The organism is Capilliphycus salinus ALCB114379, assembly GCF_047276495.1.
GTDB classification, from domain to species: domain Bacteria; phylum Cyanobacteriota; class Cyanobacteriia; order Cyanobacteriales; family Microcoleaceae; genus Capilliphycus; species Capilliphycus salinus.
In genome coordinates, this window is sequence record NZ_CP178543.1 from 4,393,863 (window position 1) to 4,420,421 (window position 26,559).

A 26,559-nucleotide genomic window follows, 5' to 3' on the forward strand; every position below is an offset into this window, starting at 1 on the left:
AGACCTCCGATTCCGCACTCAACAACGCCTACAATCTCAATCTTTCATCGAATAGGAGAGTAAATTAATTCGGGATTCATCTCCCAATGAGAAGATACTCAATCAATCCCAATCCCATTGCAATTCTTCTCGATCCAGAGCTTGTTTTGCCCTTAATAAAGCTCGGGTTCTAGCCAATTGACTTTTCCAACCCGAACGGGGTAGAATAGGAGTGGGAGAAAAATCAGCCGTCTCTAACCGATTTGAATCCGTTGAACGTGAATTTTCTGCTTGTAAAGATTCAGTTTTGAAAGACTCAATATTTAGATGTTCTGCCATGACTTTATCGTTTTTGAGTGAGAAATTTCGTTTCAGGATTGACGGTTTTTAAAGGCTGTTGCGGCCAATCATCCGGCCATTGAATCCGATCGGGGGTAAAATGTAGAGGATCGGACTCAACCCAAGGAGCATTTAGAGGTTCCTCAACTGTCTCAAACTCTCCATTGTCAAAAGGTAATCCTTCCGCCCGGACTTTCGGAACAACCCGTTCCCGTTTTCCCTGAGCCGCATAAGCCAAAGCCCGATGATGACAGTAGGGATTATTGCCTCGGCGATTAAAAAACACATGAGCAGTCCAAGTACAGCCCCCCCGACAGAGTTCGGCATACTCGCAGGTTTGACAAAATCCCCACAAGTGATCCACCCCGGAAGGAGTGCCAGCATTCAAGTTAAACCCGAGTTCTTCAGTGCTTTCAATAATTTCGCGCAAAGGTCGATGTCTGATATTACCCCCCGTGTAGGCCGCTGTCGGCAAGGAAGGACACCCTTTGATCGTCCCATCGGCTTCAATTCCCAAGGTGGAAAGACCCGCCGAGCAGCCCTGCCAGAACGTCCATTCATCTTCCCGTCCCCGCCCCCGTAACAACCGTTCATAGGGGCCGTAGTAGCCAATATTATTCCCCGGCTGGATCTGAACCTTGCCGTCTTTTTTCGCCTGTTGAGCAACCCGAGCTAACATGGGGTAAACCGCCAGCAATTCGCAGGGCTGAAGTAAAATTTCGCTGTGATCGGCGGCGTTTCCCATCGGCACTGTCAACTGAATCTGCCATGCGCGAGCGCCCGCATCCCGAATCGCCTGATAAATGCGGGGAAACTCCGGCGCCGACAGGCGATTAATTTGAGTGTTGCAACCGAAGGGAATACCAACCTGTTTTAAATGACCCATCGTTTTAAACGCCCATTGCCAGGAACCGGAGCGACCTCGCAGGCGATCGTGGGTGGCTTCTAGACCATCGACGGAGATGGAAACCGTCGCAATTCCCGCCCGGTGCATTTTCTCGGCGGTTTCTAGAGAGATCCCATAGCCCCCCGTTGTCATCGTACACCGCATCCCGGCGCGATTAATCGCCTCGGCAATTTGCAGCCAGTCGGGGCGGAGAAAGGCTTCTCCCCCAATTAATGTGACTTCCGTAATTCCCACCTCTGCCATCTGCTTGACGAGATCGAGGGCTTCATCGGTGGATAATTCCCGTTCGCGGACTTGTCCTGCGCGTGAACCGCAATGACTACAAGCTAAATTGCATTTGAGGGTAATTTCCCAAACTGCATAGCTGGTTCGACGGTATGCCATAGCAATCTCTCCACATCAGTAGTCTGTTCAGTTTGAATTAATTTTATTCATCTATCGAATCAATGATTACCCGGTACACGGGTTGAAATATCATCTTCATCCATCCAATCAACGATTACCCCGTACACCGATTGAAATATCATCCCGTCATCAATGGGTTCAATGACGACACCATACATCGGCTGCACTATTGGGTCATCAATGGGGTTGATTGGGTCATCAATGGGTTCAACGATTACCCCATACATCGGCTGCACTATTGGGTCATCAATGGGCTTGATTGGCCGCGAAAAGCTCCGTCGCCCTTTTTTCATCAATCCACCAATTGCACCGACCAATTCCGCTTCTGTTAATTCGTGAAACTCATCCCGTTCTTTGAGATCGAGCAGTTGAATGGATGCGGTTTCAAATTCTTCTTGAGAAAAGCTATAGCCGTTAGCCTGTAAGAGTTGTTGCACTTGTTCGGCAACATTATTTTCGACTTGTTCGCGAAAGGTTTTGTCTTTGACCAGTCGAACTAAAAAGTCCTTGACGTTTTCTAAGATATTAATAGGTCTCATCCAATGCTCCCTCAAAATCTTGATGGTAGGGTGTAACAAGTTGTTTTTAACAAGTTAGCATCCGGGCTGAAATGACCGATGCCATTTTGGCATTTTTTTTGAACCGGAAAGGTTGCAAAATTGTCTATAAACTGAGGGGCTGATTGCCAACATTTCACGGTAAATTTGCCCCCGGATGGGGTCAGGAAGAATCCGGAGGAATTAGGAGCGGGGGGCTGACTTCTGCTGATTTGTTAATCTGGGTCTAGACTTCTGGCGATCGCCGATTGTACCGACTCGGAGAACATTATTTTGAGATCGGAATTCTTGGGGTTTTGATTTGATACCTGTGCGGGTCAGACAAATAGACGAGAACCCATAACTTTATTAATTCAGCGATTTTTTCTTGGTTTTTTCAGTTTACATGAAGTCTGGAATCTCGGCGATACAATTTATAATTATACAATTAAAAGACTTTATTTACCACTTGATTGATTTGTTGAATTTTTTATTTTATCGTTTGCGAATAATGAAAATCCCCAAGGCGGTTCGGCCCTGGGAATGAAAAAAAGATTCGGTTTGAAGATTTCAATCGCAATTCTAATCAACTCTAAAGCCGCACAAAATCGAGTGAAAAATTGAGAACGCTTGCGTCTATCCCCTCAACAAAACCAATCAGTTCTTTTTGTCCCGCAGTGGTCTGAAATATACCTGTTCCCGTTCCGGCATCGGGGAGTGTTAAATTTTCGAGGGAATAGCTATCATTGGTGTGAACGACTATCACATCAAGCTCCTGTTGATTGAAGTCGGTAATTAAGGCATAATCCCCATTTCCAGCCCCGGTATAGTAATTAGTTACAGAATCACCAATAAAGAAAGAATCTGACCCCGGCCCTCCGGTTAAAGTATCAATTTCACCTGAACCCGGATTCAAAGCTAAAATATCAATACCAAAAAGGGCATCATTTCCCAGATCCCCAGAAACCAAGTCATTTCCCGAATCTCCTGAAATAATGTCATCTCCCTGACCCCCAAAAACACTATCATTTCCTTCTTGTCCATACATAAAATCATTGCCTAAATTCCCGAAAAGGAGGTCATTCCCCCCGATAAAATCAAAACCTCCGTAGATATAATCATCATCTTGTCCTCCAAAAATCACATCGTTACCATCATCACCATAGAGAGTATCGGATTGTTGATTACCGTTAATGGTGTCATCTCCTGCAAAACCTGAGAGATTATCATTTCCGGCCAATCCAAAAATAGTATTGTTGAATGAATCTCCGGTTAAATTGTCTGCTATAATTGTGCCGAATATAGAAGTCATAGAGTTTGCCCTCTGACCAAGTTAGATGCTGTAAGGTTGATTTAATTTCTCTATCGGACCAAACCCTACATTTTTACGTCAGTTGTTCAAAAAATTTTTATAAAAATTGTTCTTCTATCATCTCCGACCGCTCAATTATCCCAGGGCTAGGGGAAACTTGCTAGATTTCAGCAAAAACTTGATAGACGGCGAGAGTTTTTTCTTTTCCGGGAAGCTTGACTTTACCCATCAGTTGGGTATAAAATAGAGGAGAAATATATTGATAGGTTTGTTCAGAAATCAGAATCCGACACATCTCATTCTGGGAAGACTTATCATAACTTTCTAATCGGGCGGCAATGTTGACGGTATCTCCAATAGTCGTGTAATTTTGTCGGCGCAGACCGCCCAAACTGCCGGCGACAACTAAACCGGTGGCGATCCCGACTCGCATAGCCGCAGTGGGCAGTCCTTTTTTATCCCACTGTTGATTGAGAGTTTCTAACTCCATACGCATTTGTAAAGCGCAGCGAACCGCAGCAAGAGCATCAAGACCAATTTCTTCCGATGTGGTTCTGGGGATGGGAATCCCAAAAACCGCCATAACTGCATCTCCGATAAATTTATCGACAACCCCATCGTGATCGAGGACAATTTGAGACATGACATTCATATACTCATTGAGCCAAGACATCAGAGTTTTGGGATCGGTGCGTTCGGTAATTCTAGTAAAGCCCTTAATATCGGTAAATAGCACCGTTGCCACCATATCCTGTCCGATCAGATGCCCTTCTTTAATCAACTGATGGCGGGCATCCCAAACGGCATTAGCTATTTTAGGAGAAACTTGCTGTCCGAGCAAATTCATCACAATCTGCCGGTCTTCCCGTTCAATGTAAGCTCTGTAAGCGGTAATTGCCATTTCCAATCCGATCAGAATCAGCAACGGGGGAACAACGGGAATCCACCACCCATTTAAAAAAGCGACATAGGTGGCGATCGACAGCGATCCATTGGTAAGCACCAGACTAAGAATTTTGCGATGAATTCGTACAAAAATCCAACTGGTAGCAACACCAACCCCGGACCAAAGCACAATCCAAATCCCCTCGATCGCATTCGGCCAAACTCGAATCAACCGCCGCCCGTCTAACGCCGCACTGAGAACTTGACTGGCGATCTGGGCGTGAACTTCCACCCCCGGAGTCGTATTACTATAAGGCGTCAAAAAAATATCCTTGAGGCTGTATGCGGCTGTTCCAACCAAAACAATCCGATCGCGAATTAATTCCGGGGGTACGCGATCGGCGAGGACATCGCCCATCGATACCGTCTCAAACACCCGACAACCCCCACAGGGGGGACTGCGATAGTTGAGTAAGAACTGATAACCACCCGCATCGGCATCAACATAACCCCCCTCATTTCCTTGGAACGGCCGAAATATCGCTCGATTGAGCCTTAAAATTCCCCGCTCCGCATCGAGTTCTTCTATATTAATCCCCTCTTTTTCTAAATAGAGGAGCGCCAGCTTCAGGGGGAAACTAAAGATAACCTCATCCTCATCAAAAGCGATAAATAAAGCGCGACGAACTCGCCCATCAAAATCAAGGATTATATCAGACGCACCCACTTGGTCGAGCTTTTTCAGGGTTGGGGGAGGATCGACCGCTCCAACCACTTTTTCAATCCCAATCAAATTGGGTGTAGACTCAAATAAATCGATCAACTCCTCAGAACCGGGAGGTACGGGCAAATCTCGATAAAGATCTAAGCCAATCGCCCGAGGTTGGTGAAGTTTGAGTGTTCTCAGTAACTCGACCAACTGTTGATCGGACATCGGCCATCTTTGCAGCATTTTGATGTCTTCTTCGCGAATCTCGACAATCAAAATCCGGGAGTCCGCAAGTTCGGGAGGACGCCAGCGAAAAAACTGATCGAAAGCCATCCATTCTAAAACCTGCAACTGTCCCAAACTGCGGAGAACTAAAACGAGTACAACGACTGTCGGAAAGATGACGGCGATCCCTCGTCCTTTCCAACATAGCTGTTTTAATTTTTTCCGACGACTGGTGTTGAGTTTCAACTGCTTGGTGTGGATTTACTTGTTAGCTTTGATTGACACTCCCTCGCCTGAAGGCGTGGGGAATCTTTCAGCACTACTGAGAGCATGGAACATCAGAATTAATATCCCAAATCCTCAATCGCTTAGGCGATGTCAAAACGCCTAAGCGCCAAATCGTTAGGATTAAAATTAATCTAAGCGCGAACTGGTTACTTTTCGAGCAATATTCAACGCCCCATTGATATCAGCATTAAAGATTAACCCAGTTTGAGATTTGTACTGTCCTCTGGTTATTCTTCTACCTGATGGCTTCCAGAATTCGGGTTTTTCACCGTATTTTGGAAGAACATCTTGAGCCAAAGCATCCGACTTAGAGGTATAACTTTCCTCTGTTTCTACAAATCTTAATCCGCATTTTTCACAGAGTTTTTGAATACGAGACTTTAACTTAGCCGTAGGTACAGAAACAAACTTTTGATTATTTTTTCTGCCCATGCTTGATTCCTGTTTTTGACCCTTGTTCCAGCCAAAAATAACAGTTCCAATATTGTTGTCCAGGCAGTGATTGACAACTAACCTTGCAGCTTTATTAACGGCATCTCGCATCTGTCTATTACGCTTTTCAGTTGTTTGGTCAAGTAATTTACACCAAAAGCCTTGAGCTTTTTTCTCTTTAAGAGTAGCAATTCGCTTGTTGTACCACTGATTCAAAGATTTTAGATGCTTACCGTCAACAATAAAGCTTGTATCAACATTACTAACTGCTGTTAGCCAATTATCTAAACCCGGGTCTAAAGCTAAAAAATTATCGTAATTTACATTATGACTAACAGGTTCTACCTCGTCAGAAGTTATCCAGACTGCATCAAAATAACCTAGTCGAGGGACAATTTGAAGTTCTTTAATCTTTGACCATTTTAGGTTACTTGGAAATGGTAAATAGATATATTGAATCTTCAACCAAGCTTTGCAGTTAGTTCCCAGAGGAACCCTTACACTACCATCGACAAACTTTAACCATTTCTTAGGGTATGAAATCTGAAAAAGACCAGACTTTCTGTATTTAGGTGGTTTAGGTTTTTCAGAAAGTTGACCTTGTTTCCAGAGTTTGTTTAACGCCTTGAAGCCTTTAAATGCCTCTCCTACTGAAATACAGGTTTGTTGTGCCGCAGAACCATAAATAGCTTTTGCGTGAGGATTATTTTTCATAACTGTTGAAAGCCATCTGCCGTTAGATATCTTCCCGGTCTTGAAGTACAACTGACGAGCCAAGTATGTCGTACAGTTGTAAAGTTTGTTGGACTCTGTACAAAGATATTCTAAGACTGCTTTGAGTTCGCTATCTTCAGGTAGTCGATTTACTTGGGCAAAAAATTGTTTAGTCATACAGGGATGTTAACATAACATTGTCGATAATTACAACACAGTCAACATGAGGAAAAGTTCTCAAGGATATCGCCATGACCCACATTCTGTAGGCTTGGCGACAGTTCATCTTTGCTTTATCCTTAAAAGACGTAAACCCGTTCTCAAGGGAGCAATAAGACAAAGACGATGGGGAGATCTTTCAGTCAGTAGCTAGAGAAAAAGGTTGGTTCATCCGTTCAACTGAAATAGCCCCTGACCATGTACATTTGCTAATTGAATATGACCCTAAACAATAAGATTGCTGATGTTGCTAAAGCGATTGATCGGAAGGTCATCAAGATTACTTAGACAAGAATTTCCTGAGTTGTTAAAATTACCTTCTCGCGCGATCGAGAAGCTACTTTTATGAAACTAGCGGAAAAATTAGTACAGCAAAGATTAAAGAGTATATTGAAGATCGACACCACTGGTAGACTCTCGGCATCCTTAGTTGCCCGTGTCGCCTTTGAGCCCCTGAATAAATTCAAGGGGCTACCAGTCTACCGTGTTATTTTCCGTGTGCCACATTCAATCAAGGGTTGAGTCGCGATCGAGTCGAGGAGCGGTTGAGACTGCAATAATTGCCTCCACGTTTCTTGGTTTTGGTGATTGGACTCGGAACATTGCAGCGATGCTAAAGTCTCGACTGCATCATGCCAAATCCCATATTCGGCGTACAATGCGGCCCGTTTTAGCGGTTCGGCTTGTTCGAGTTGGCTTTTTTGGGTGGGGGAAAGTTCTGTGAGTTTGATCGCTCCCATATCGACTACATCTCGATCTCGACTGTCGGGATCGCAAATAATGGCAAACATCCATTGATAGTCTTTTCCCTCCTCCAAGGCGGTTGCTGAGTCGGGGAGTTCCACTTTCACGATTCCTGACGTCTCGGGTAAGCTGTAACGGGCGCGATATTGATACTCTCCGTTGGCATCTCTGAGTAGAAATTCTGCTTCTTTTGCTGAGGTTTGCGGCACATATACGAAAAATTGGGGGTGTTGGCGAGTGGTCAGCCCGAGTTTTTCGCCAGGAATTAATAAGGTCAGCGGGGGTTTGGGTTGCTCTTCATCGAGAAAACAGGTTGTTCGGGTTCCTCCTCCAACGGTTGCTTTGGGTTTTCCCTGTCCGGCGGGGGGTCGGTATCGAATCGCTACTTTTTGACTCTCTCGACGGGGTGCCGCAGAAGAGGGCTGTGCTTCTACTTTCACAGATAAGTTGCTCAGAAGAAAAACCCCACAGCTAACAGCGAAGATTCCTGTAAAACCGTTGAGAAGGCGTTGACTTGACATCGGAAAATTGCTCCTATTAGATGCAACAAAACATGAGATTGATATGAATTCAGAGCAAATACACCCTAAGTTTGATCAAAACCAACTTCCGACTAAAATAAAGGGCGCCCAGTAAAAGGGCAGGCGATATCCTCGTTCTAGAAGGTCGAGTTGGGCAAGACGCAAAGCTTCTGCTTTACTGATGTTAGCCTGGCTCAAGTACGAGTAAAAGGTTTCCATGAATTGAGCGGTTGATTGATCGTTAACTGACCATAAAGTTGCTAAGGTACTGTTGGCACCTGAACGGACTGCCACTCCTGCTAATCCTAGTGTAGCTCGATTATCTCCGGATGCTGTCTGACAAGCGCTTAAAATTAACAGTTCTATGGGGCTGATTCCGTTTTTTTCTCGGCTTTCCAGCAAGTTTTCTAAGTCATCAATTTGAATTTTATCGTTGATTGTTAAAATAAAGGTTTCTTCTCGGTTAGAGCTAAATTGACCGTGAGTTGCCAGGTGAACAATAGGTACATCGAATCGGCTGATTTGATTTTCGAGGTTTGGGGTTGTAAAGTCATCGTTGAGTAGCACTTTTGAGCGGGGAAATTGTTGGGAAATGTTTTCGATTTCTAGTTCTACCGCAGGGAGAGGCGGGAAGTTTTGAGTCGCTTCGCTGAGTCCGCCGACTAAGAGTTTTAAGGCGTTAGAATTTAAGGGGTTGGAGTTTCGCAGTTTTAAGCCCGGTAAGCCGATCGCAATGTTATAGTTTTCGATCAGATAGCGATCGCCGTCTTGTAAAAATGACATTGGAATATTTCGTAAAACTCCATCGAGAATGAAGACTAATGTGGTAATATTGTTAGTTTTTAGCTCGGTTTGAATGGGACGAATTAGCCAGTTGTAGAGTTTTTGGGTCTGGGGTAAAATGTCTTTTTCTGTGAATAATAGTCCTAAGTTTCTGCGAATTTCTAGATTCAATTCTTTGACTTCCGAGGCTGAAACTGGGGTGGAATAATGACGCAAGGGTTGTCCGGGTAGGGCGATTATTACTTCTAAACGTTCTGCTAAAATGATCGGATAAAGTATGGCGGCGTTGGGGTCGGCTTGGTCTATTTTTGTGGCTTCTTCTTCGATACAAGCAGTCCGAAAAAAGTTGTTTAATTCCTCGATTTGTAAGGATTCTATTAAGTTTATAGATTCTCTCAAATCCGATTGATTTTCATCACCTCGCTGCAAACGTAAGTCAATTAATTCTCGATAGACGGGTTCAACGTTTTCTTGAAAGTTAAACCGAGTGTCTAAGCCGGTTGCGACTATATCTTGACGAAGACCTTTGAGTAAATCAACGGCTTGGGTATAATTGGTAATGGCGGCTTCGGTTTTTCCGGTGGCTTTGCGTATTCGTCCGAGTTGCCAGAGAAATTGATAAGCAATATCGGGTTTATTTTGATAGCTATCTAAGGCGTTCAGGGCTTCTATTGTTGCGTTTTCTGCGGGGTTCCACTGTTGTTGGATTTCGTAGAATTTTCCCTGTAAACCCATGCTATAAGCCAACCCCCGTTGAGAGTTTATTTCTTCTGCTTGTTGGCGTACATGGGTTAAGTTTTCCTGAGTTTTGACTTGAAGTTCTGAGAAGTTTATTGAGTTAAATTCCACTAAGTTTCCTTCGGAATTTTGGGGCGGGTTTGATAATAAATTTGACGATAATAAATTCAACAGAATTTCAACGAAGTTAATTTGTGCATATATTGCCGATTCGCTCGGGGATAACTCAAGAATATCCGCTTGGGTTTCGAGCAATAAACTCTCCAAATTTTGCCATCTTTTAGCTTGAAAGAACAGGGTGATTTGTTCGAGTTTTGCTTGGGTTTTCAGCAAAGGTGAACTTGCCAATTCAAGCGCTTGGGTGTAATAGTCTAAAGCCGCGTTCAAATCTTGCTCGGCAATTTTCTGATTAAAAAAATTATTGTTGGCTTCGGCTTGCTTAGTTTTCCCTAAACTCAGATAAACCGCCGCAACTTCCCGATTATTTTCTAACTCTTTAGCCTGTTCTAAAGCCGTTAATAACACTTGAGAGGAGGCGGAAAAATCGCCCAATAGTCTAAACAGTTCACCCAATTGTCTAAAGGCTAAAACGTGGAGAGAATTAACCGGTTTGGCTTCAATTTTTGCCTGAGACTCTACAGACCATTCACAGCTTTGATGATTTTTATCGTTAAGTTCTAAAGCTGTCATTAACGTTTGACAAGCTCTCGGATAAAACCCCAAATTTTGCAACGCTTGAGCCTGATTAATTTGGCTTTGAGTTTTGCCAGAATTATCCCCAATTTTAGTATAATATTCGGTCGCTTCTGTCCAGGTGGAAAGGGCTTGTTCTAGCCGTCCGGTTTCCAAATACAAATTACCCCGAATATTGAGAATTTGAGCCAGAAGACGAAGTTGAGTTGGTGAGGCGGATTCGGGAGAAATTCCCAAGCGATTTAGACTTTGATTTATCGCTTCTTCTGCTGGTTTCCACTGTCCTAATTTCTGATAACTCAAAGAGAGATTACTCAACGCCATTGCTTGATTTAAAGGCTGATTATTTGCGGCAAATTCTGTAACCGCTTGTTGCCACATCTCAACGGCTTTCTGATAATCTCCAGCCAAATAGAACGCTCTCGCTTGTTCTACAAAATTGGGTTGAATTTCTTGAATCTCTGAAATTTGTTGAATTTGTTGATTTTCAAGCGCCACAGCCCTTGAAGCTCGAATTTCAGCTATTCCGGGAAAAATGACCATTGACAGGAAAAATAACACCCCAAAACTGATAATTCGCCATTGGGGTTTTCTCATATTTTTTATTGTATGTTTTATCAGATGTTTTATCATATATTTTATCATGGTTTCCGCTCTCCTCAAGGTCAATTATATGATATCCGATTGATTAATTCTGTTAGGGGGTGGGGCGGGTTTATATAATATCAAATCCGGTTGTATAATCAACGAATAACAGACACCCGACCCGTACCGCCGACAGTGGACAGGCTTCGGTTCAACCCCGCCACTCCGAACACCGAATAGCCAGAGCATTGACTATTGAGCGGCCGATCATTTATAATTGAGCTATACAGTTTTTCAACTATTGCGATTCCCAAATAGTCCCCAGAGGGTCCAATGATAGTAGGTACTACAGAAGCAGCCCGTATTTTAGAAATCTCTACCGCTCGACTGCGAGTTCTCCTGAGCGAAGGCCGAGTCCGAGGTGCTTATAAGACCGGGAAGATGTGGCTAATTCCCCTGGTTAACGGCAAACCCATTATTAAGCGAGGTACAAGAGGCCCCGATCCTCGTTGGCGCAATCCAAGATTGCCCGCTCAAACGATTGTTCACGTTAATTCTCAAAGAATTCGGCAAAATCAAAAACAACAGCAACAACTTCCCGTGATTACGGTCAAGAAGGGTAATACTAACGTTTATGGACATCAGGTCGAAATACTGGGAGGATGTCGTGTCGTCTATAGTCCCGATAAGCCGCTCAGTTGTGGTGCGAGGGTTTGGATTGAAACCCTAAATAAAGTGATGATCGTCGGTTAGTCAAAATCTCTTGATCTCCCCACACTTTTCTGAGGGTATTCAACCAGACTTGATATAAGTTGTCTGTGGGAGGTTATAAATCAATTCGGAGGCGCGCCCCTACAATACCCGCCCTACAGAATAATTATTGATTAGTCGGATATCATATTACACCTCTGAGACTGGGAATTAGAACGCCGAACTTGAGTCCCAGTCGGATCGTAACCGACTAAAATAATATCCCCATTTTCATCTCGTATCCATCCCCGAGCCGGCACAATATTTAAACTCGAAATCGGCTGTTCTTCTGCCGTTATTCTCGAAGATTCCCGGCGTTGAATTGGATTAACAGATCTCGGTTCCGTTTCGGGAATTTGATCGCTTAATCCCACACTAACAGCCGGATTAATCGTTTCTTGAGTTGGGTTGGGCGGCAAACCTCCCCGTCCGGTAATTATAAATTGACTTTCTTGATTTTCACGGCAGGGATTTTCAGCGATTATTGCTTCAGGATCGACAACTTCTTGAGAGAATTCTACAGCAAACCCCGACGAATCAAACTCACTATTAAAATCAATCGTTCCGCTAAATTGAGTCCCGAGTTGTGAAGAAGCGGTAATATCGCTGGCTGCGGTGGGTTGTTGACGAATTCGAGTCCCTAAAACGGCATTGGCATTAATGGCAATTTGCCCCCCAAAAGCTTGCTCGGCATTGGCGGTAATATCACTATTTTCAAGCGCAATTAAACGGTCCGTATTAATGATAATACCGCCCCCGGTTGCTTCTCCGGTAGCGTTGGTGGAGATGCGACTATTTCGCCGCAGTTGAATTTCTTCGGAATTGAGGGTAATATTTCCAGAATCCCCGGCAGAAGTTTCGGCGCTGAGGGCGGCTTCGTTATCGAGAAGAACGAATTGAGAATCTATTTCTAGGTTTCCCGCTTCTCCTTCTCCATCGCTGCTAACCGTAATTTGAGCTTGATCTCGAACGGTTAATTGTTCGCTAGTAATTTTAACGGTTCCTCCCGCACCCTCACCGGAAGTTGAAGCCGAAATTTGTCCTTGATTTTCGACGGTTAACTCCCCAGTTTTTAGGGTTAAATTTCCCGCCGAACCCGTAGAATTGGGGCTAGTTGAAGTTAAGATACCGCTGGCTGCTAAATTGTTGGGAGAGCGGAGAATCACTTCGGCGGCGTTTAGGGTTAAATTTCCGGCGTTTCCAGAATCCGAGGCATCTGTAGCAATTCCCGCTCCATCTTCAAGAATCACCCGACCTGTGGGTGCATTGACGGTTAATTCTCCTCCATCGCCGGAACTGCTACTTCCTGATAGCAAACCTGCAAAACCCCGCAATTCTAAAGACTCGCTAACGTTAACGGTTAAAGAACCTGCATTTCCCTGGCTGGTGGTGGTGTTGCTAGAAGTGATAGAAACACCATCTTCAACGATAAATTGTCGGGTATTAATTTCTAAATTTCCTCCTTGTCCGATTGCGGTTGTTCCGGTGGTAATTCCTGTTGTGATCAACTGCTCGCTGGGTATATCATCGGCGGAAGTGAGAGGGCTAAATACGGTTCTGAGTTGAAAGGGTACTGAACGATTTGTTTGATTGCCGATTACTTCTATAAGATTCGTTGCGTTGATGGTTAAATTACCTCCGTTACCTCTACTGTTGGGTAGGGTTGATGTTGTAATTCCGGTAATATTTTGACTCGGGTTGCGAATCGTTAAGGTGTTGGTTGTAATCGTGAGATTTCCGCCATTACCTATACCGATTGTACTGCTTGCTAATCCAGTTAAAGGAATATTTGAGAAAAGGATATTCAGGATATCGTTGTTGAGTTCTGAAACACTGCTTGAATTTCCTTGATTGAAGATGGCGACGGTATCAACTGCGTTTAAGTCAACATTTCCCCCTTGTCCCGAACCGATTGTTAAGTTTAAAACTACGCCAAAATCTCTCACAGAAATGGACTGCCCCGAGACTTTGATATCGCCTCCAATGCCTTCTCCGGTGCTGACACTGGTAACAAATCCATCATTAATTGAAACGTTGCTTTGACTATTAAGAATAATATTTCCGCCTGACAATCCTAAGGATTCAATTGTTGAACCGGGGTTGAGAGTAATATTGCCTTGAGCGAGTAAAGTCACATCGCCGCCATTCCCGAAAGAATTAAAAGCCGGCAGAAGTTGAGGTACAAGTTCTAGGGTAAAGTTCTCGAGGTTTGATGTCAGGTCAATTCCCGGAGGAAGGGCAGATAAATTAACAAAAAAAGGTGCGGAGGTATTAACCGTATTGGTGAGGGAAATTTCACCCCGAGCGTCTACAATAACTGAACCTCCAGACCTTAAATTATTGGTATTGTTGTCTACATTTGCCAGTAGGGTTGGACCAGTGTTAATGGTTCCAAGCGTTATTTTACCCGGCGTGAATGATGAATTGGGTTGATATTGATTGCTCAGAAAAATCAGCCCGTTTGGTTGAGTTAGATTAATACGACCAATGTTAATATTTGCACTGGTTGAAGGGGTTTTTGCGGTTAAATTTCTCGGATGAGTGACTGTGGTTCCGGCGCGAATATCGACGGTGGGTTGAGCGCTTCCGTTAATGGAAATCGGGGTGATTCCATTGGATAGAATAACGGTTTCTGGGGTGGATTCGGATTGGGCGGCTCGGGTGATATTGATTTGATTGATGTTGACGTTTCCCCCGGCTAAAATGTGCAGTGAACTGCCGTTATAACCGTCAAAGCTGACATCGCCTCCCGAGTTGATTTTTGTCCCGTTTGGACTGGATAAACGTCCGAGATTTCCATCGAATTGTTCGATTTGGAAATTTCCCCCGCTCCAGTATTGGGTGCTACTTTGTACGGCGTCAGGGGAACGAAACCGCATATTTTCCCCGGAAATAAAACCGCTGTTGGGATGGTTTTCTGTAGAGATTTGGATTTGATTGGCTTGCAGGAGTAATTGATTGTTAGCTTCGGCAATAAAGGGGTTTTCTGGGGTATCGCTGACCTCGATTTTTTCTTGGGCTTCTAGGGTTAAATTTCGACCGGCTTGCAGTTGACCTTGTAGGTTTAAATTGCCCCCAACTAGGGTTAAATCCTGACCCACTGACAGGTTTCCCTGATTCGTAATTGTTGAATTGGGTTGTGGGTTGCGAAGGTTTAATCCGACGGGCATATTAATCGTTAATAATGGCGGCGCTTGTGGGTTTGATGCGGCAAATTCAACGCCATTTTCAAATAAGATTCCGTCGGCGGTTGTCGCGAAAAATGAACCCGCCACATCTAACCGTGCGTTGGGTCCGAAGACAATCCCGTTGGGGTTAATTAAAAATAAGTTTGCATTTCCTAAAACACCCAATACTCCTAAAATGTTCGAGGGATTTTCACCCGTTACCCGAGTGAGAATGTTTTGTATTCCTTCGGGATTGGAAAAATAAGCGCCCCGTCCTACCTCGACGTTGAATTCTTGAAAGCTATGAAATAGGTTGTTTCCCCGCACCGCTCCCCCGTCAATGCGTAGCGTAGCGGCTCCGCCAGGAGCATCGCCGGGAGTCCCTCGAATGGTTTGGTTGAAAATGACAGTAGAATTCTCATTTCCTAGAGTATTATCGGGGATAATTTGGGCGTTAACTTGGGGGATTAGAATTGTATAGAAAAGAACTGTAAAAGTTACTTTAGCCGTCCCTAAAAATGAGGATAAGTGCATGATAATAATGCTTTGTTACTCGGATGAGGTGTTAATCCTGTTGATGTACCCTTTAATCTGGTTAGTGTGAGCAGAAGTTTAACTGGTCTTCAAGCTTAGTATAGCCTACATTTTTCTTGACTGTCTGTATCAGTCTTTCGACCGGTAGCAAAGGCAACCCGTCTTTGATTTTCGCTTTTTTGCAAGTTCGACCCCCGGAAATTCTGGCATCTCCCAGTTTAACAAAGTTCTTCCCGAATCACCCTCTTGGTCGCGAAACTTAATCAAGTTTATTGTATATAATTATAATCTTTCTATTCTATACTTTTTGGAGCCAATTTGTAAATATAAAACGGCAACAAAAACAATTTTCAGTTCATTAACAGCCCTTAAAAACCTTGAAGTTTTAACCCAAAAAAATGAAAGCTAACGGTGAGGGGAGGCAAAAGGCGCTCTTGCAAAAGCCAATTGCCGCGAGAAATACAAGAGTTTTAACCTTGTTAATTGTTCTGAATCTAGAGTGCTTTATTGAGTGTTGGGAGTTAGACTTTTAGATCTAGCAATTAACGCCGATGCCGCCTGTTTAGCGTGCAGAGCCGCTTTGGAATTCCGTTCCATCATCGCCACCACTGTTGCACCCACAACTAAAATTACTAACTGTTGCGTTAGTTGCTCCGCATTGGGCAAATTCGCCGCTTTCACCAGAGACAGAATATAGTCAAAATTTGCCTGTTGATGATCTAAAGAAACTTGATAGCCGGGATGCTTTGGATCGACTAATTCAACCGCAGAATTGAGAAAAGCACAGCCCCGAAAATCGGGTTGCTCAAAACATTCTTGAAGTGCATCAAAAATTGCTAAAACTCGCTCCTCCGGTTCGGTCGCCAAGCGTTCCACGGCTTCTTGAAACCAAGTCCGCCAAGATTCATCCTGTTGTTGCAGCCAAGCCGCAATTAAGGCATCTTTGGATTTAAAGTGGTTGTACAGCGACATTTTCGCGACACCCGACTCGGCGATAATCCGATCAATCCCGACATTCTGCACCCCTTCTTTGTAAAAGAGTTCGGATGCGGTTGCTAAAATGCGATCGCGAACACAAGAACGATTTGATGATTTTGTATTTGCCATAGTATCTGTGTAGACAGGTCTGTATAATCTTATCTTATCCTATTTTTTCTAAAAGTTGCAATCCGTCAAGAGTTGAATCATTGACCATCCCTCTAAATCCTTGTTGTCGCCTCTCCACTGCGAGAATTAAGTCGATTTGTTTGATTAGAATTTTAACTCAAAACCTGCATAGCCTCTACTGTTTGAGAGGAATGTTAATTTAGAATTAAGATTTCAGCCCGACTTGTCTTGAAGCCGAGAAGCGATCCGAAAATCCGGTTGTTTGCTCGAAACCTACTATTAATCCTAGCCAGATCTGCGACTTTTATCCCACGAAACCTTGACAATTAGAACTCAAGAACCCCTCTTGAAAGTGATTGAGAAACTGGAGGCTCAAATTGAAGCCCCCAAAATATTGGGTTGGAGTTTTTCACGAAATCATCGCCCCTATGCCGGTACGATTTCTAACTCCGGGTTTAAAATCCATCGTATTATCCACTATCGGAACTCGTTTTTACCAGTTATTAGAGGACAATTTGAGTCGTTATCGGATGGAACAATTGTTCATATTAGTATGAGCTTACATCCTATGGTCGTGGCGTTCTTGAGTTTTTGGTTGTTGATGTGGTACAGCGTATCAATTCCTATCTTTATCTTGGAGATTTTATCGGGAAATTTACCTAAATTTGAAGCTTTATTATTTTTAGGGTTGCCTATTTTTCTATTATTGATATTTGTCTGTGCGTTTTGGTACGAAGCCGATCGCAGTTGCCAAGAATTAACTCAGATTATTGGGGGAAAAGCATTGTGAAAGCATAGAGTCTAGAAAATAGGAATACATCTCTATGAATTGACCGACAGTCCAAACCCTCAAGCCGATCGCTTCCTTTACCCCCAAAAAGATAGTCATTACCCGGAAAACCTGTTACAGATTCCCCAGAACTCTTGAATTTTGGCGGGGTTTTGGAAGCGGATTTTAAAGGAGTTTGGCGATCGGATCGGGGTGAGATTTTTTCCGATCAATATTCTCTACAACTTTCAACCCTTGAGAGTCTTTATCTACATATTTCTTTTGAATTCTACTCCTTGGCGATTGCTAAAACGCTAATTTTTAGTTGTGGGAGTCTTCATGTTTGACGCTCAATAAATATTCAATACTTTCAGAAAGTAACCAAATATTATATTTTTTCCGCCAGTCTGGAGCAAACTCCAAACCGTAAATTTCCGCAATCTCAGTGGCGGTTGAAAACATTTCTTCTGGGGTGAGAGTAATTTCCGGTTCAATTTCATGGGGAGATCGATTCACGTCTTTTAAACTGTGAATTTGTAACGTTTTAAAAATATAGTTCTTGGCAATTTTGGACTTAAAATCGAGTAAATAATCATGAATTTCTTCTCGATTACATTTGGGTTGATACATTTTTTCTCTTGAATTCAGGTGTTGATGAGATTTTATTCGGCGTGACCGTAAACGATAGCAGAAAATTAATCGCCTTGATATTTTGGCTTTTCACCTCCTACCATATCCTTCTAGAATTCCACAATTGTGATTGTTAGCATACATCAGCATACAATCTTTTTTGGCTTTTTCTCCTCCCGCTCCCCCAATCCCCTGTTCCCCGGACCTAGCACCACAACACTGGGCTGTTTCGGGGTGTGTGGGACTGTTGTCAAAATTTGCATAAGTTCCCCTCTCCCGAGAGATAAGTATGTATGACCTTTATCTCCATCTACCCGGAGTTATCGATAAGTATCTGTTATGTTCAATCATCGTGACCAGGAATTTATGAAATTTGTTCGCCAACGAAATCTTCAGAATCAAAGGCAAAAAAAGCGCATCAATTTAGGCGCTATTATTCAAATATTTAATAAGTTTAAGCGGATTAAATTCAAGTATTTTTTGAGCTTTTTAACTGTCTTAATCGTCATCATTTATCAAGCCTATTCGCCTGTAGATTACCGTTCATCTAGTGATTGGATCACTTACCTGAGCAATATTCCAAAGCCCCCCACCTCTCAATCGCCCTGGCCTTGGAAAGATCATCAAACTATTCATCCGATTATTACTAGCATAACACCAGAGATTGAAACCAGTATTAAATCAGTGGCTCAATATATTGCTGAACATGAAACTAATCCCTATTTGCAAGTCAAAGCCATACATGATTATGTAATTAGTAGAGTCACTTATGACTTGGATGTACTGACAACAGGAATACGACCTTCTCAAGATGCACAAACTGTCTTTTTAACTCATAAAGGGGTCTGCGAAGGTTATGCTAATCTTTTCCGAGAATTGGGGCAGGCGATGGGATTAGATGTTGTTTATATTAAAGGAAAAGTTCGTCGAGACTTGGCACCTATAGATTTGATTCCTGAAGCTTTTAGGTTGCTAAAATCGAATTATGATTGGACACTTCATGCTTGGAATGCAGTTAATGTTGATGGAAACTGGCAATTAGTTGATACCACATGGGATGACACCGATTCTGAGAGTTTATATCGTACAGATTATCTGTTGATTCCCCCGGAAGTGATGATTATTAGTCATTTACCTGTAATCCAATCTTGGCAACTTTTACATCATCCTAAAAATTATACTTCTTTTGAAAAGCAACCCATTTTAAACCCTCAATTTTTCGCCGAAGGGTTAACGATGATTTCTCCCCGTGAATATGATACAACTGTTCAAAAAACGGGCGTGATTGAAATCCAGACTTCTCCCAATTATACCGGAATAATTTACGGGTTATTGTCAAAAAATCGGGAATCTAAATCTTTTCTATGGAATGGGTTTTTTAATCGTTCAAAAGCGCAAGATGAGGAGGTAAAAGTCTGTAAAACTGATAAGAATGTCCGGGGAAATGTTCGGATTAATTGTCAGTTTTCGCAAGCGGGAAACTATGAGGTTTTGCTGTTCAGCTTTGACCCTAAAAATGAATCTGTTAACACTCAAAGGGATTTTCGGGGTCGTCTAAAGTTTAGTTCTCGGGAAGTGAAAGATTGAGCGTCAATGGCAGATATCAATTAAATTATACTGGCTGAAAAGCACCCGATTTTGTCTGATTTTCTGTTAAATAGAGGACGTAAATCTATGTTCTCTATTTGACCGAACAACAATCTGTTATGGAAGTTTCAAGGAGTTCTTTTAACTCTACAGATTCAAGTAAATTAGACCAGTCATTTTTTAACGTAGAATCCGAGGCGTTAACCCGCATCATCCCAATCAGATTTGTTAAAGCATCATACCAAATCCCGTTTTCTATATAAACCAAATAACGGGGTTTAATTTGATTATGTTCTAACTGATTCATCAGTTGTGAACTGGGTTTAACTCGTTTTATCCAGCCATCAACTCTCGGATTATTTGATGGATTTTCCGAATCACAGTTGAGTTCAAAAAACCAATGATATTCTTGTTCAAGTTCTAGGGGTTTTGCAGTTGAAGGCAAAGTCACCCCAACAATTCCGGGGGTTCCCGATAGCTGAACTTTCATCGGTTTTTCGAGTACCGGACGTTGGTTTTCATCTAAAAGCATCAATTCAGCTTCGGGAATATCCGTAGAATTATAAGGTATATAAAACCAGAATGTCGGATGTTCTTTTGTGCTTAAACCCAAGTTTTTTTCAGGGATTAAAGCGGTGAGAGTGGGTTGAGTTGGGGGACAATTTCCGCGACTTGATCCACCTTGACGATTACCCGGTCTACCATCTCCATCAAAATCAAAGTTGTCGTTGCTCGCCACCTGAAAAAATGAGCTAATCTTGAAAGAATTATCAATCGCATAAGACCATCTTCCCGTCAAGGTTAGGAAGAATAAGAGGGTTGTCAAGTACAGCTTAATTCGAGTCATTTTGATTCTATAATTTTAGGAACAGTAACTTTTATAACCCCAGGAAGTATTAATGCTAACCCCGACGGAACAATCGGTATCCAACCGCCTTGAGTTAAGGAAAAATAACCAATTCCACCCAGACAAAATAGACTCGCACTCCCGAGAATAAAAGACAATAATATCGTATGTTTTCGGCGGGTTAAACAAAAAATAAACAGGAGTTCTCCAATCACCGCAAATCCTAAAATAAACAGAGCTTCTCCCCACTTGGGTAACACCCAAAGCAAGGAGCGATCATCTTGAACGGCGCTGAGAATTTGACTGATCATTTGAGCTTGAATAAAGACTCCCGGAATAGATTTAATTGGGGAATAACCCGCACTGTAAGGCGTGAGCAAACCATCATTGATACTTTGAGCCGTTGTCCCAATCAAAATAATTCTATCTTGAATCCATCTCGGATCAAAGCGATCGCTTAAAATCTCACTCAATGTAACCGTTTGAGCGGGAGCTTGGGAAGAACGATAATTGAGCATAATTTGATATCCCCTTGCATCTAATTGATGATAACCTCCCGCTGTCGGTTCAAGCTTTTTAAACTGGGTTGAACCCATCTGAAAAGTATTGGGTAAAGTCCGTTTAAATTGAATTCCTTCACCCCGCAGATAATGATAAGCGACTTGAAAACTAAAAGATTTTTCCGCATTACATTCGGAGTTTGGACTCATTCCCAAAAGCTGACGCCGAACAATTCCATCGGGATCAATGGGTACATCACTAAAGGCGATTTGTTGAAGCGGAACTTCATCAGGAGGAGGAATAGAAGGATTATCTTTAGCGTCGCCAACTTCACAAACAACAATCAATTTTTTATCTTGTTTTAAAAGCTTGGCTAAATCCTGCTGATTTTGTTGAACGGGAAAAGGACGGTAAATATTTAAACCAATGACTCTCGGTTGATATTGATTGAGTTTTTCTAATAATTGTTTGAGCGCTGTATCGGATAACGAACCTCGTAATTCATTGGGATTTTGAGCTTGAATATCTTCTTCCGTTACAGTAACAATTAAAAGACGAGGATCGGGAGGTTCATCGGGTTTTAAGCGAATTAACGCATCCAAAGTTTTTAGTTCCCAAATTTGGAGTATTCCCAGCGATCGCATACCCAGGACTAAGCTAGTAATCACAACACTAACGAGCAATATTTTTTTCCAATCCTTCCATCGAAATAAAGAGATTTGTTGAGGTTTAGAGTGAGATTTATGAGGCGGTTTACGCAACTGTTCCCAAGTTAGCGATCCTGCTAGTGGATGCTGAAAAATAACGGGAAGCCAACTCGCACAGGGAAAATTTCCTTCAAAATCATCATGCAAACGTTCTCGCGCTTTTCGCACTGCAAAAGTAAAAGATTTTCCCGTTGAAAAACTCGCCAAAAAATACTTTAGAAAGCTTTGAGCCACTTCATCCGGGACCATTTCCCGCATAACAATCATTCGAGGAATATGCAAGTCACTCAATTTTTTAGCCAATCCCAATCCATCACAAGAATTAAAAATTGCCAGTTTTAATCCCAATTGAACGGCTTGTTTTAAACCATATTTAAGCTCGCCAATCGTTAAACTTTCTAGAGGATTAATATAAATTTTTCCTTCCTCACCTTGAGTTTCGCTGTGTCCGGCAAAAAACAAAATATCCCAACTTTTTTCCCAAAGTTGAGCGTTAATTTCTCGGCGTGTTGGTTCAACGAGAAAAACCAAATTGACATTCGGTAAACTCTCAAGCAGTCGGCGATCCTGTTCAATATCTATCCCTTCACTATGACCTAAAATCGCTAAAATTGTCACCCTAGAATTAGCAGGGGATTGAGTAGAAATATTTTGATATTCTGGAGTGCTAAAAGCAACTTCCGCCTGACGAGATTCCACCCAATCCCAAAGATGCCAGGGTAGTTTTTGAAGCTGAGGCTCGGAGGTACGAATTAGCACCCGAACCGTTTGATTGAGACTGAAACGATCCCGGAGTTGTCGATCAATTCTTTTAAACTCAGAAGCATCTAGCCATGCTAAAAAGCCATCGCTGAGTTCTTGGGCTGAGTGTTTACACGCCTGAACAGGATTAATTTTACCATCATAAATAATAGCTTCAGTTTTGATGCGGTAGGGCGCTCCAATTGAGCGATAATTTTGCCAATGATTTTGTAAGCAAGCTGCGACTTTGAAATTGGGGGGTAAACCGCCTCTAATTTCGAGTTGTCGTTGGTTTTCTAACCAAATTTCTAGGGTGACTTGTACCCCGGTGTTCAAATTCCCATCGAGTTTTAGAACAACTTGCTGTTCCCTCATTGGCTACTCACCCCTGTCGCTTTAAATTACAAAAGTTTCCACAATACTCAGATCTTTTAAACATACTTTAACACTAAAAACCTCTCCCGACTCTCCACTAAATTTTAATTGAATATTCTTGGTGCTTCTGGCTTCGGCTTGCATGACGGTTTCGCCGTCTTCATCGAGTAACATCAGTTGTAGATTTTGAGGTAAATAAACTCGATCATCAGCCGGATACAACTCAACCTGAATACCCATTTCTAACTCGTTTCTCGGCTGCAAACGAACCAACAATCCAAGTTCTTCACCTGTGGATTCTAAATTAAACTTTTTAATTCGTTCAACTCCCAAATCAGAATTTACAGGGTTGAGAGAGTCCGAAGTTAGATTTCCACTCCGCCACGCCATTGTCGGGGGAGATAATAAACTTTCTATTGTTTCCCAACCGCTTTCAAAGGTATTCTGTAACCATTGATTCAGTTTAACCGCCGTTTCAATTTGGCTCGCATATCTGAGAAAAAAATCCAGAGATTTTAACTGATTCAAAGGAACTTCTTCCGCAGTAACTTTTTTGATAAAACCCAAGATTTTAGCCTCTGTTAATGCCGAATTGAGTTGGACTGCAAAATAACCTCGGCGGTGATTCCAAGACTCAAGCGGAATAGAAACAATTTGTTGATGAGGAAGAACCGGACGACACTCAAACTTACCCAAATGCGGCACATTCAAATCGGCGACATCGGTAAATTTTTGTAGAATTGGATCAAAACTCTCACTGGATTTCCAATCCGGTTCAAATCCCATACATTTCAAATAAAACTCAACCGCATACACGCTCAAAGTATTGAGATAAACTTGTTTAGCCTGTTTTGGATTTAACTGTTTTTGACGAAATTCATCCGCTTTTTGATGAGCTTTGAACGAAAGAGGAACAGTGAACGTTAGAGATTCCATGAGATTGTTAGTTGTCATTTTTAATTCCTCACTACACCCAGTGTAACTAATTTTGTAAATATTCTCGGAAATACGGTGTAAATTCCTTTAACCGCTTTTTATAAAATTCACATAAGGAAGAAACCGGAACGTTTAATTCTGCTGAAATATCTTTCCATTTGCGATCTTCCCAAATTTTCGCCAGTGCCAAGAATCGAAAGGTCGCTTTCGGCTGTCCTTTAATAGACTCTTTGGTAAAGATATTATCGGGATTTTCTTCAATTAACTTTTGAAGTTCTTGAGATTCCGAAAGGTGTTCGGAAGGCGGAATAAAGTTATCTAAGTCTTCTAGGTTGGGTAAAGAAGCAACCTCTTCATTTTTCCCCCCTTTGGGTAAATAAGTTAGACCTCGACGTGTATATTGATTAAAACAATCGGTAAATCGCTTATCCAAGATAAAATTACACCAAGCCATCACATCTTGATCGGGATTGTATTTATCAATATTTTGACAAATTTCCATCATCATTATACTCAGCGCTTCATTGTACAAATCCTCATACAGACTTGCAGAAAAAGGAAATGACCCTTTTTTCGGACGAGCCAAACGACCCGACCTTAAAATGTGATCCATCAGTATATTCAACGCTTGTCGGCGCTGGTAGCTACTTTTAGGGTGATGTTGAGCCTCCCTTGCGAGTTGGTTTAGCTGAGAATCAATTGGACTTTTCCCCTGCTGCATAGATACTCCCCATCCCTTGTTCAGGACTCTTTCTATAATTTCTGCTTTCGGAGATCGTTTTTTCGGACGACTGAGTTTTTATTACAAAATTTTAAACAAAAGAGTTGTTCATTGAGGGTCGGGGAATCTTCTCTAACCTTGAGAGAGAGCGCATTACAACCCAGTTAAAATCATGGGAGACAGCAATTTTTCAAAAAAAAAGATCCTATGTTCCGAAAAAAAGTAGAGCAAGTTCAGAAACCCAGACAGAACTCAACTTCAGAATAAATTATTGCAGGAGGTTTGAAAATGTCAATAATTTTTGTAGATACCCTTGTAGACGAGAATGATGGCGATCTCAGTGTTGGAGATCTATCTTTACGAGAGGCAATAGCAAATGCTAGTCCTGGGGATGCGATCGAGTTTGACTCCAGCCTGATAGGTGGCACTATCACCCTCACTGAAGGACAACTGAACATTAATAAACCTCTCACTATCAATGGTTTGGGTGCGGACAACCTAACTATCAGTGGTAATAATAATTCCCGTGTTTTCCTAATTGATGATGCTGATAATAGTACCTCCATTCCCGTTGAGATTAATGGTTTGACTATTTCTGATGGTCGTTTACCCCGGACTTTTACTTCTGGTGCCGGCATTCTCAATTATGAGAGACTCGAATTGTTTGATGTTATCGTCAGCAATAATCAAGGAGGTTCTCGAGGTACTGGCATAGGTAATGTAGGATTTCTAAAAATATCTGACAGCGTTGTTAAAGAAAACAGTAACGGATTATTTAGAGGAGCAGTTGGAGGAGCAGCCGGTATCGCCAACTTTAGTGAGGCTACCCTGGAGATTGAAAGAAGCACTATTAGTAACAATAGTTCCGGAAAAAATGGTGGTGGTATTATTAATAGTGGCGGCACCTTGCAGATCACGAATAGCACGATTAGCGGCAATACAATTGACGCCGCAGCAACGGGATTTGGAGGGGCAGGAATTTTTAATACTTTTGATGGGACTCTGACCATTAGTAACAGTACAGTTACCAATAACGAGATTTTACTTAATTTTGACAGCAATACATCTACTTTTATCGGTGCTGGCATTCAAAGCAACTCTGGTGTCGTTACTGTCAACAATACAATAATTGCCGGCAATAAAACCGATGCTGTTTCTAACGATGTTGAAGGCAGTTTTAACAGCAATGGCAACAACCTAATTGGTAATTTAGGAGGTAGCACAGGGTTTAACAGCAGTGAACAGTTAACTGTATCGGTTGACTCGGTTATCGATCCCGTATTAGCAAATAACGGGGGTTTTACCGAGACTCATGCTCTGGTTTCTGGTAGTCCTGCCATCGATGCGGCGAGTAGTTCTGAGAATTTGACAGATCAACGGGGGGTTTCCCGACCTTTTGGAAGTAACCCCGATATTGGTGCGGTTGAATTTAGTCTACTTGATACTATTCCTGTCCCTGTTGAGTCTGAGATTGACGAATATTTAATCGGTGACTGGAACGGTGATGGCATAGATGATCTCGCAATTCGAGATGAGTTTCGGGTATTCATGGATTACACTCGCGATGGAATCCCCGACATTATTCAAGAATACGGCAGAGGCAACAACGAAGATGAATATTTAGTCGGAGATTGGGACGGGGATGGTGACGATAACCTCGCCGTGCGACGGGGTAATGAAGTGTTGATGAATTTCGACTTTGATGGAAACCATGATACGTTGCAAGCATACGGCAGAGTCAACAACGAAGATGAATATTTAGTCGGAGATTGGGACGGGGATGGTGACGATAACCTCGCCGTGCGACGGGGTAATGAAGTGTTGATGAATTTCGACTTTGATGGAAACCATGATACGTTGCAAGCATACGGCAGAGGCAACAACGAAGATGAATATTTGGTCGGAGATTGGGACGGGGATGGTGACGATAACCTCGCCGTGCGACGGGGTTTTGAAGTGTTGATGGATTTCAACTTGGATGGTTCCTATGATTTGTTGCAACAGTACGGCAGACTCAACAACGAAGATGAATATTTAGTCGGGAATTGGGACGGGAATGGTGGCGATCACCTCGCCGTGCGACGGGGTTTTGAAGCGTTTATGGATACGAACTTCGATGGTTCCCATGATTTCATCCGCTATTTTATTTAGAAGTCTACCCTTATTCTGATTC

General features: G+C 42.5%; 19 protein-coding genes and 1 pseudogene. 5 read left to right on the plus strand and 15 right to left on the minus strand.

Going from position 1 to position 26,559, the window contains the following annotated elements; genetic code table 11:
* Positions 1 to 102: 102 nt before the first annotated feature.
* The 6 genes from ACL6C3_RS18035 to ACL6C3_RS18060 form a co-directional block, all read right to left on the minus strand.
* The gene (locus tag ACL6C3_RS18035) at positions 103 to 318 is read right to left on the minus strand and encodes a hypothetical protein (RefSeq protein WP_413160402.1); all 216 of its coding nucleotides are present in this window, start codon (positions 316 to 318) and stop codon (positions 103 to 105) included.
* Between the two features lie 4 nt (positions 319 to 322).
* A complete protein-coding gene (locus ACL6C3_RS18040; RefSeq protein WP_413160404.1) occupies positions 323 to 1,609 on the minus strand; it encodes a nif11-class peptide radical SAM maturase 3 in 1,287 nt (428 codons plus the stop codon).
* A gap of 59 nt (positions 1,610 to 1,668) precedes the next feature.
* Positions 1,669 to 2,169, minus strand: a complete 501-nt coding sequence (locus tag ACL6C3_RS18045) for a Nif11-like leader peptide family natural product precursor (RefSeq protein ID WP_413160405.1) — start codon at positions 2,167 to 2,169, stop codon at positions 1,669 to 1,671.
* 589 nt (positions 2,170 to 2,758) lie between these two features.
* Entirely contained in the window at positions 2,759 to 3,478 is a 720-nt protein-coding gene (locus ACL6C3_RS18050) for a calcium-binding protein (RefSeq protein WP_413160407.1), read from the minus strand.
* Between the two features lie 160 nt (positions 3,479 to 3,638).
* Entirely contained in the window at positions 3,639 to 5,543 is a 1,905-nt protein-coding gene (locus ACL6C3_RS18055; protein ID WP_413160409.1) for a CHASE2 domain-containing protein, read from the minus strand.
* A gap of 168 nt (positions 5,544 to 5,711) precedes the next feature.
* Positions 5,712 to 6,908 carry an RNA-guided endonuclease InsQ/TnpB family protein gene (locus ACL6C3_RS18060; protein ID WP_413160411.1) on the minus strand — a complete coding sequence of 399 codons (1,197 nt, stop codon included), beginning with the start codon at positions 6,906 to 6,908 and terminating at the stop codon, positions 5,712 to 5,714.
* Between the two features lie 46 nt (positions 6,909 to 6,954).
* Here ACL6C3_RS18060 and tnpA point away from each other — a divergent pair.
* Positions 6,955 to 7,363: pseudogene (gene tnpA / locus ACL6C3_RS18065) on the plus strand (IS200/IS605 family transposase).
* A 66-nt stretch (positions 7,364 to 7,429) separates the two neighbouring features.
* Here the strand turns inward: tnpA and ACL6C3_RS18070 are convergent.
* Both ACL6C3_RS18070 and ACL6C3_RS18075 read right to left on the minus strand, forming a co-directional pair.
* Positions 7,430 to 8,215 (minus strand): DUF928 domain-containing protein, encoded by a 786-nt coding sequence (locus ACL6C3_RS18070; RefSeq protein WP_413160413.1) that lies wholly within the window; start codon positions 8,213 to 8,215, stop codon positions 7,430 to 7,432.
* Positions 8,216 to 8,290: 75 nt separating this feature from the next.
* Positions 8,291 to 11,026 carry a CHAT domain-containing protein gene (locus ACL6C3_RS18075; protein WP_413160415.1) on the minus strand — a complete coding sequence of 912 codons (2,736 nt, stop codon included), beginning with the start codon at positions 11,024 to 11,026 and terminating at the stop codon, positions 8,291 to 8,293.
* Positions 11,027 to 11,347: 321 nt separating this feature from the next.
* Here ACL6C3_RS18075 and ACL6C3_RS18080 point away from each other — a divergent pair, with 321 nt between their 5' ends.
* Positions 11,348 to 11,767 carry a DNA-binding protein gene (locus tag ACL6C3_RS18080; protein WP_413160417.1) on the plus strand — a complete coding sequence of 140 codons (420 nt, stop codon included), beginning with the start codon at positions 11,348 to 11,350 and terminating at the stop codon, positions 11,765 to 11,767.
* Between the two features lie 131 nt (positions 11,768 to 11,898).
* On the opposite strand, the gene ACL6C3_RS18085 is transcribed toward ACL6C3_RS18080, so the two are convergent.
* Both ACL6C3_RS18085 and ACL6C3_RS18090 read right to left on the minus strand, forming a co-directional pair.
* Positions 11,899 to 15,465, minus strand: coding sequence for a filamentous hemagglutinin N-terminal domain-containing protein (locus ACL6C3_RS18085; protein ID WP_413160419.1), 3,567 nt, complete (start codon positions 15,463 to 15,465; stop codon positions 11,899 to 11,901).
* Between the two features lie 504 nt (positions 15,466 to 15,969).
* Positions 15,970 to 16,572, minus strand: a complete 603-nt coding sequence (locus ACL6C3_RS18090; RefSeq protein WP_413160421.1) for a TetR/AcrR family transcriptional regulator — start codon at positions 16,570 to 16,572, stop codon at positions 15,970 to 15,972.
* A 319-nt stretch (positions 16,573 to 16,891) separates the two neighbouring features.
* Here ACL6C3_RS18090 and ACL6C3_RS18095 point away from each other — a divergent pair, with 319 nt between their 5' ends.
* A complete protein-coding gene (locus ACL6C3_RS18095; RefSeq protein WP_413160423.1) occupies positions 16,892 to 17,362 on the plus strand; it encodes a hypothetical protein in 471 nt (156 codons plus the stop codon).
* Between the two features lie 300 nt (positions 17,363 to 17,662).
* On the opposite strand, the gene ACL6C3_RS18100 is transcribed toward ACL6C3_RS18095, so the two are convergent.
* Positions 17,663 to 17,971 (minus strand): hypothetical protein, encoded by a 309-nt coding sequence (locus ACL6C3_RS18100; RefSeq protein WP_413160425.1) that lies wholly within the window; start codon positions 17,969 to 17,971, stop codon positions 17,663 to 17,665.
* Positions 17,972 to 18,310: 339 nt separating this feature from the next.
* Between ACL6C3_RS18100 and ACL6C3_RS18105 the strand changes: the two genes are divergently transcribed.
* Positions 18,311 to 19,558, plus strand: a complete 1,248-nt coding sequence (locus ACL6C3_RS18105; RefSeq protein ID WP_413160427.1) for a transglutaminase domain-containing protein — start codon at positions 18,311 to 18,313, stop codon at positions 19,556 to 19,558.
* A 94-nt stretch (positions 19,559 to 19,652) separates the two neighbouring features.
* Here the strand turns inward: ACL6C3_RS18105 and ACL6C3_RS18110 are convergent, their stop codons facing one another.
* The 4 genes from ACL6C3_RS18110 to ACL6C3_RS18125 are packed head-to-tail and all read right to left on the minus strand — an operon-like array spanning position 19,653 to position 24,386.
* Positions 19,653 to 20,405 carry a DUF928 domain-containing protein gene (locus ACL6C3_RS18110; protein WP_413160429.1) on the minus strand — a complete coding sequence of 251 codons (753 nt, stop codon included), beginning with the start codon at positions 20,403 to 20,405 and terminating at the stop codon, positions 19,653 to 19,655.
* Positions 20,402 to 22,729: a CHASE2 domain-containing protein gene (locus tag ACL6C3_RS18115; RefSeq protein WP_413160430.1), complete on the minus strand. Its 2,328-nt coding sequence runs from the start codon at positions 22,727 to 22,729 to the stop codon at positions 20,402 to 20,404. The genes ACL6C3_RS18110 and ACL6C3_RS18115 overlap by 4 nt, the downstream gene beginning before the upstream one ends.
* 21 nt (positions 22,730 to 22,750) lie before the next feature.
* Positions 22,751 to 23,683, minus strand: a complete 933-nt coding sequence (locus ACL6C3_RS18120; RefSeq protein ID WP_413160431.1) for a DUF1822 family protein — start codon at positions 23,681 to 23,683, stop codon at positions 22,751 to 22,753.
* 28 nt (positions 23,684 to 23,711) lie between these two features.
* Positions 23,712 to 24,386: a hypothetical protein gene (locus ACL6C3_RS18125; RefSeq protein WP_413160432.1), complete on the minus strand. Its 675-nt coding sequence runs from the start codon at positions 24,384 to 24,386 to the stop codon at positions 23,712 to 23,714.
* A 288-nt stretch (positions 24,387 to 24,674) separates the two neighbouring features.
* On the opposite strand from ACL6C3_RS18125, the gene ACL6C3_RS18130 reads away from it, so the two are divergent.
* Positions 24,675 to 26,537 (plus strand): choice-of-anchor Q domain-containing protein, encoded by a 1,863-nt coding sequence (locus ACL6C3_RS18130; protein ID WP_413160433.1) that lies wholly within the window; start codon positions 24,675 to 24,677, stop codon positions 26,535 to 26,537.
* Positions 26,538 to 26,559 lie beyond the last annotated feature (22 nt).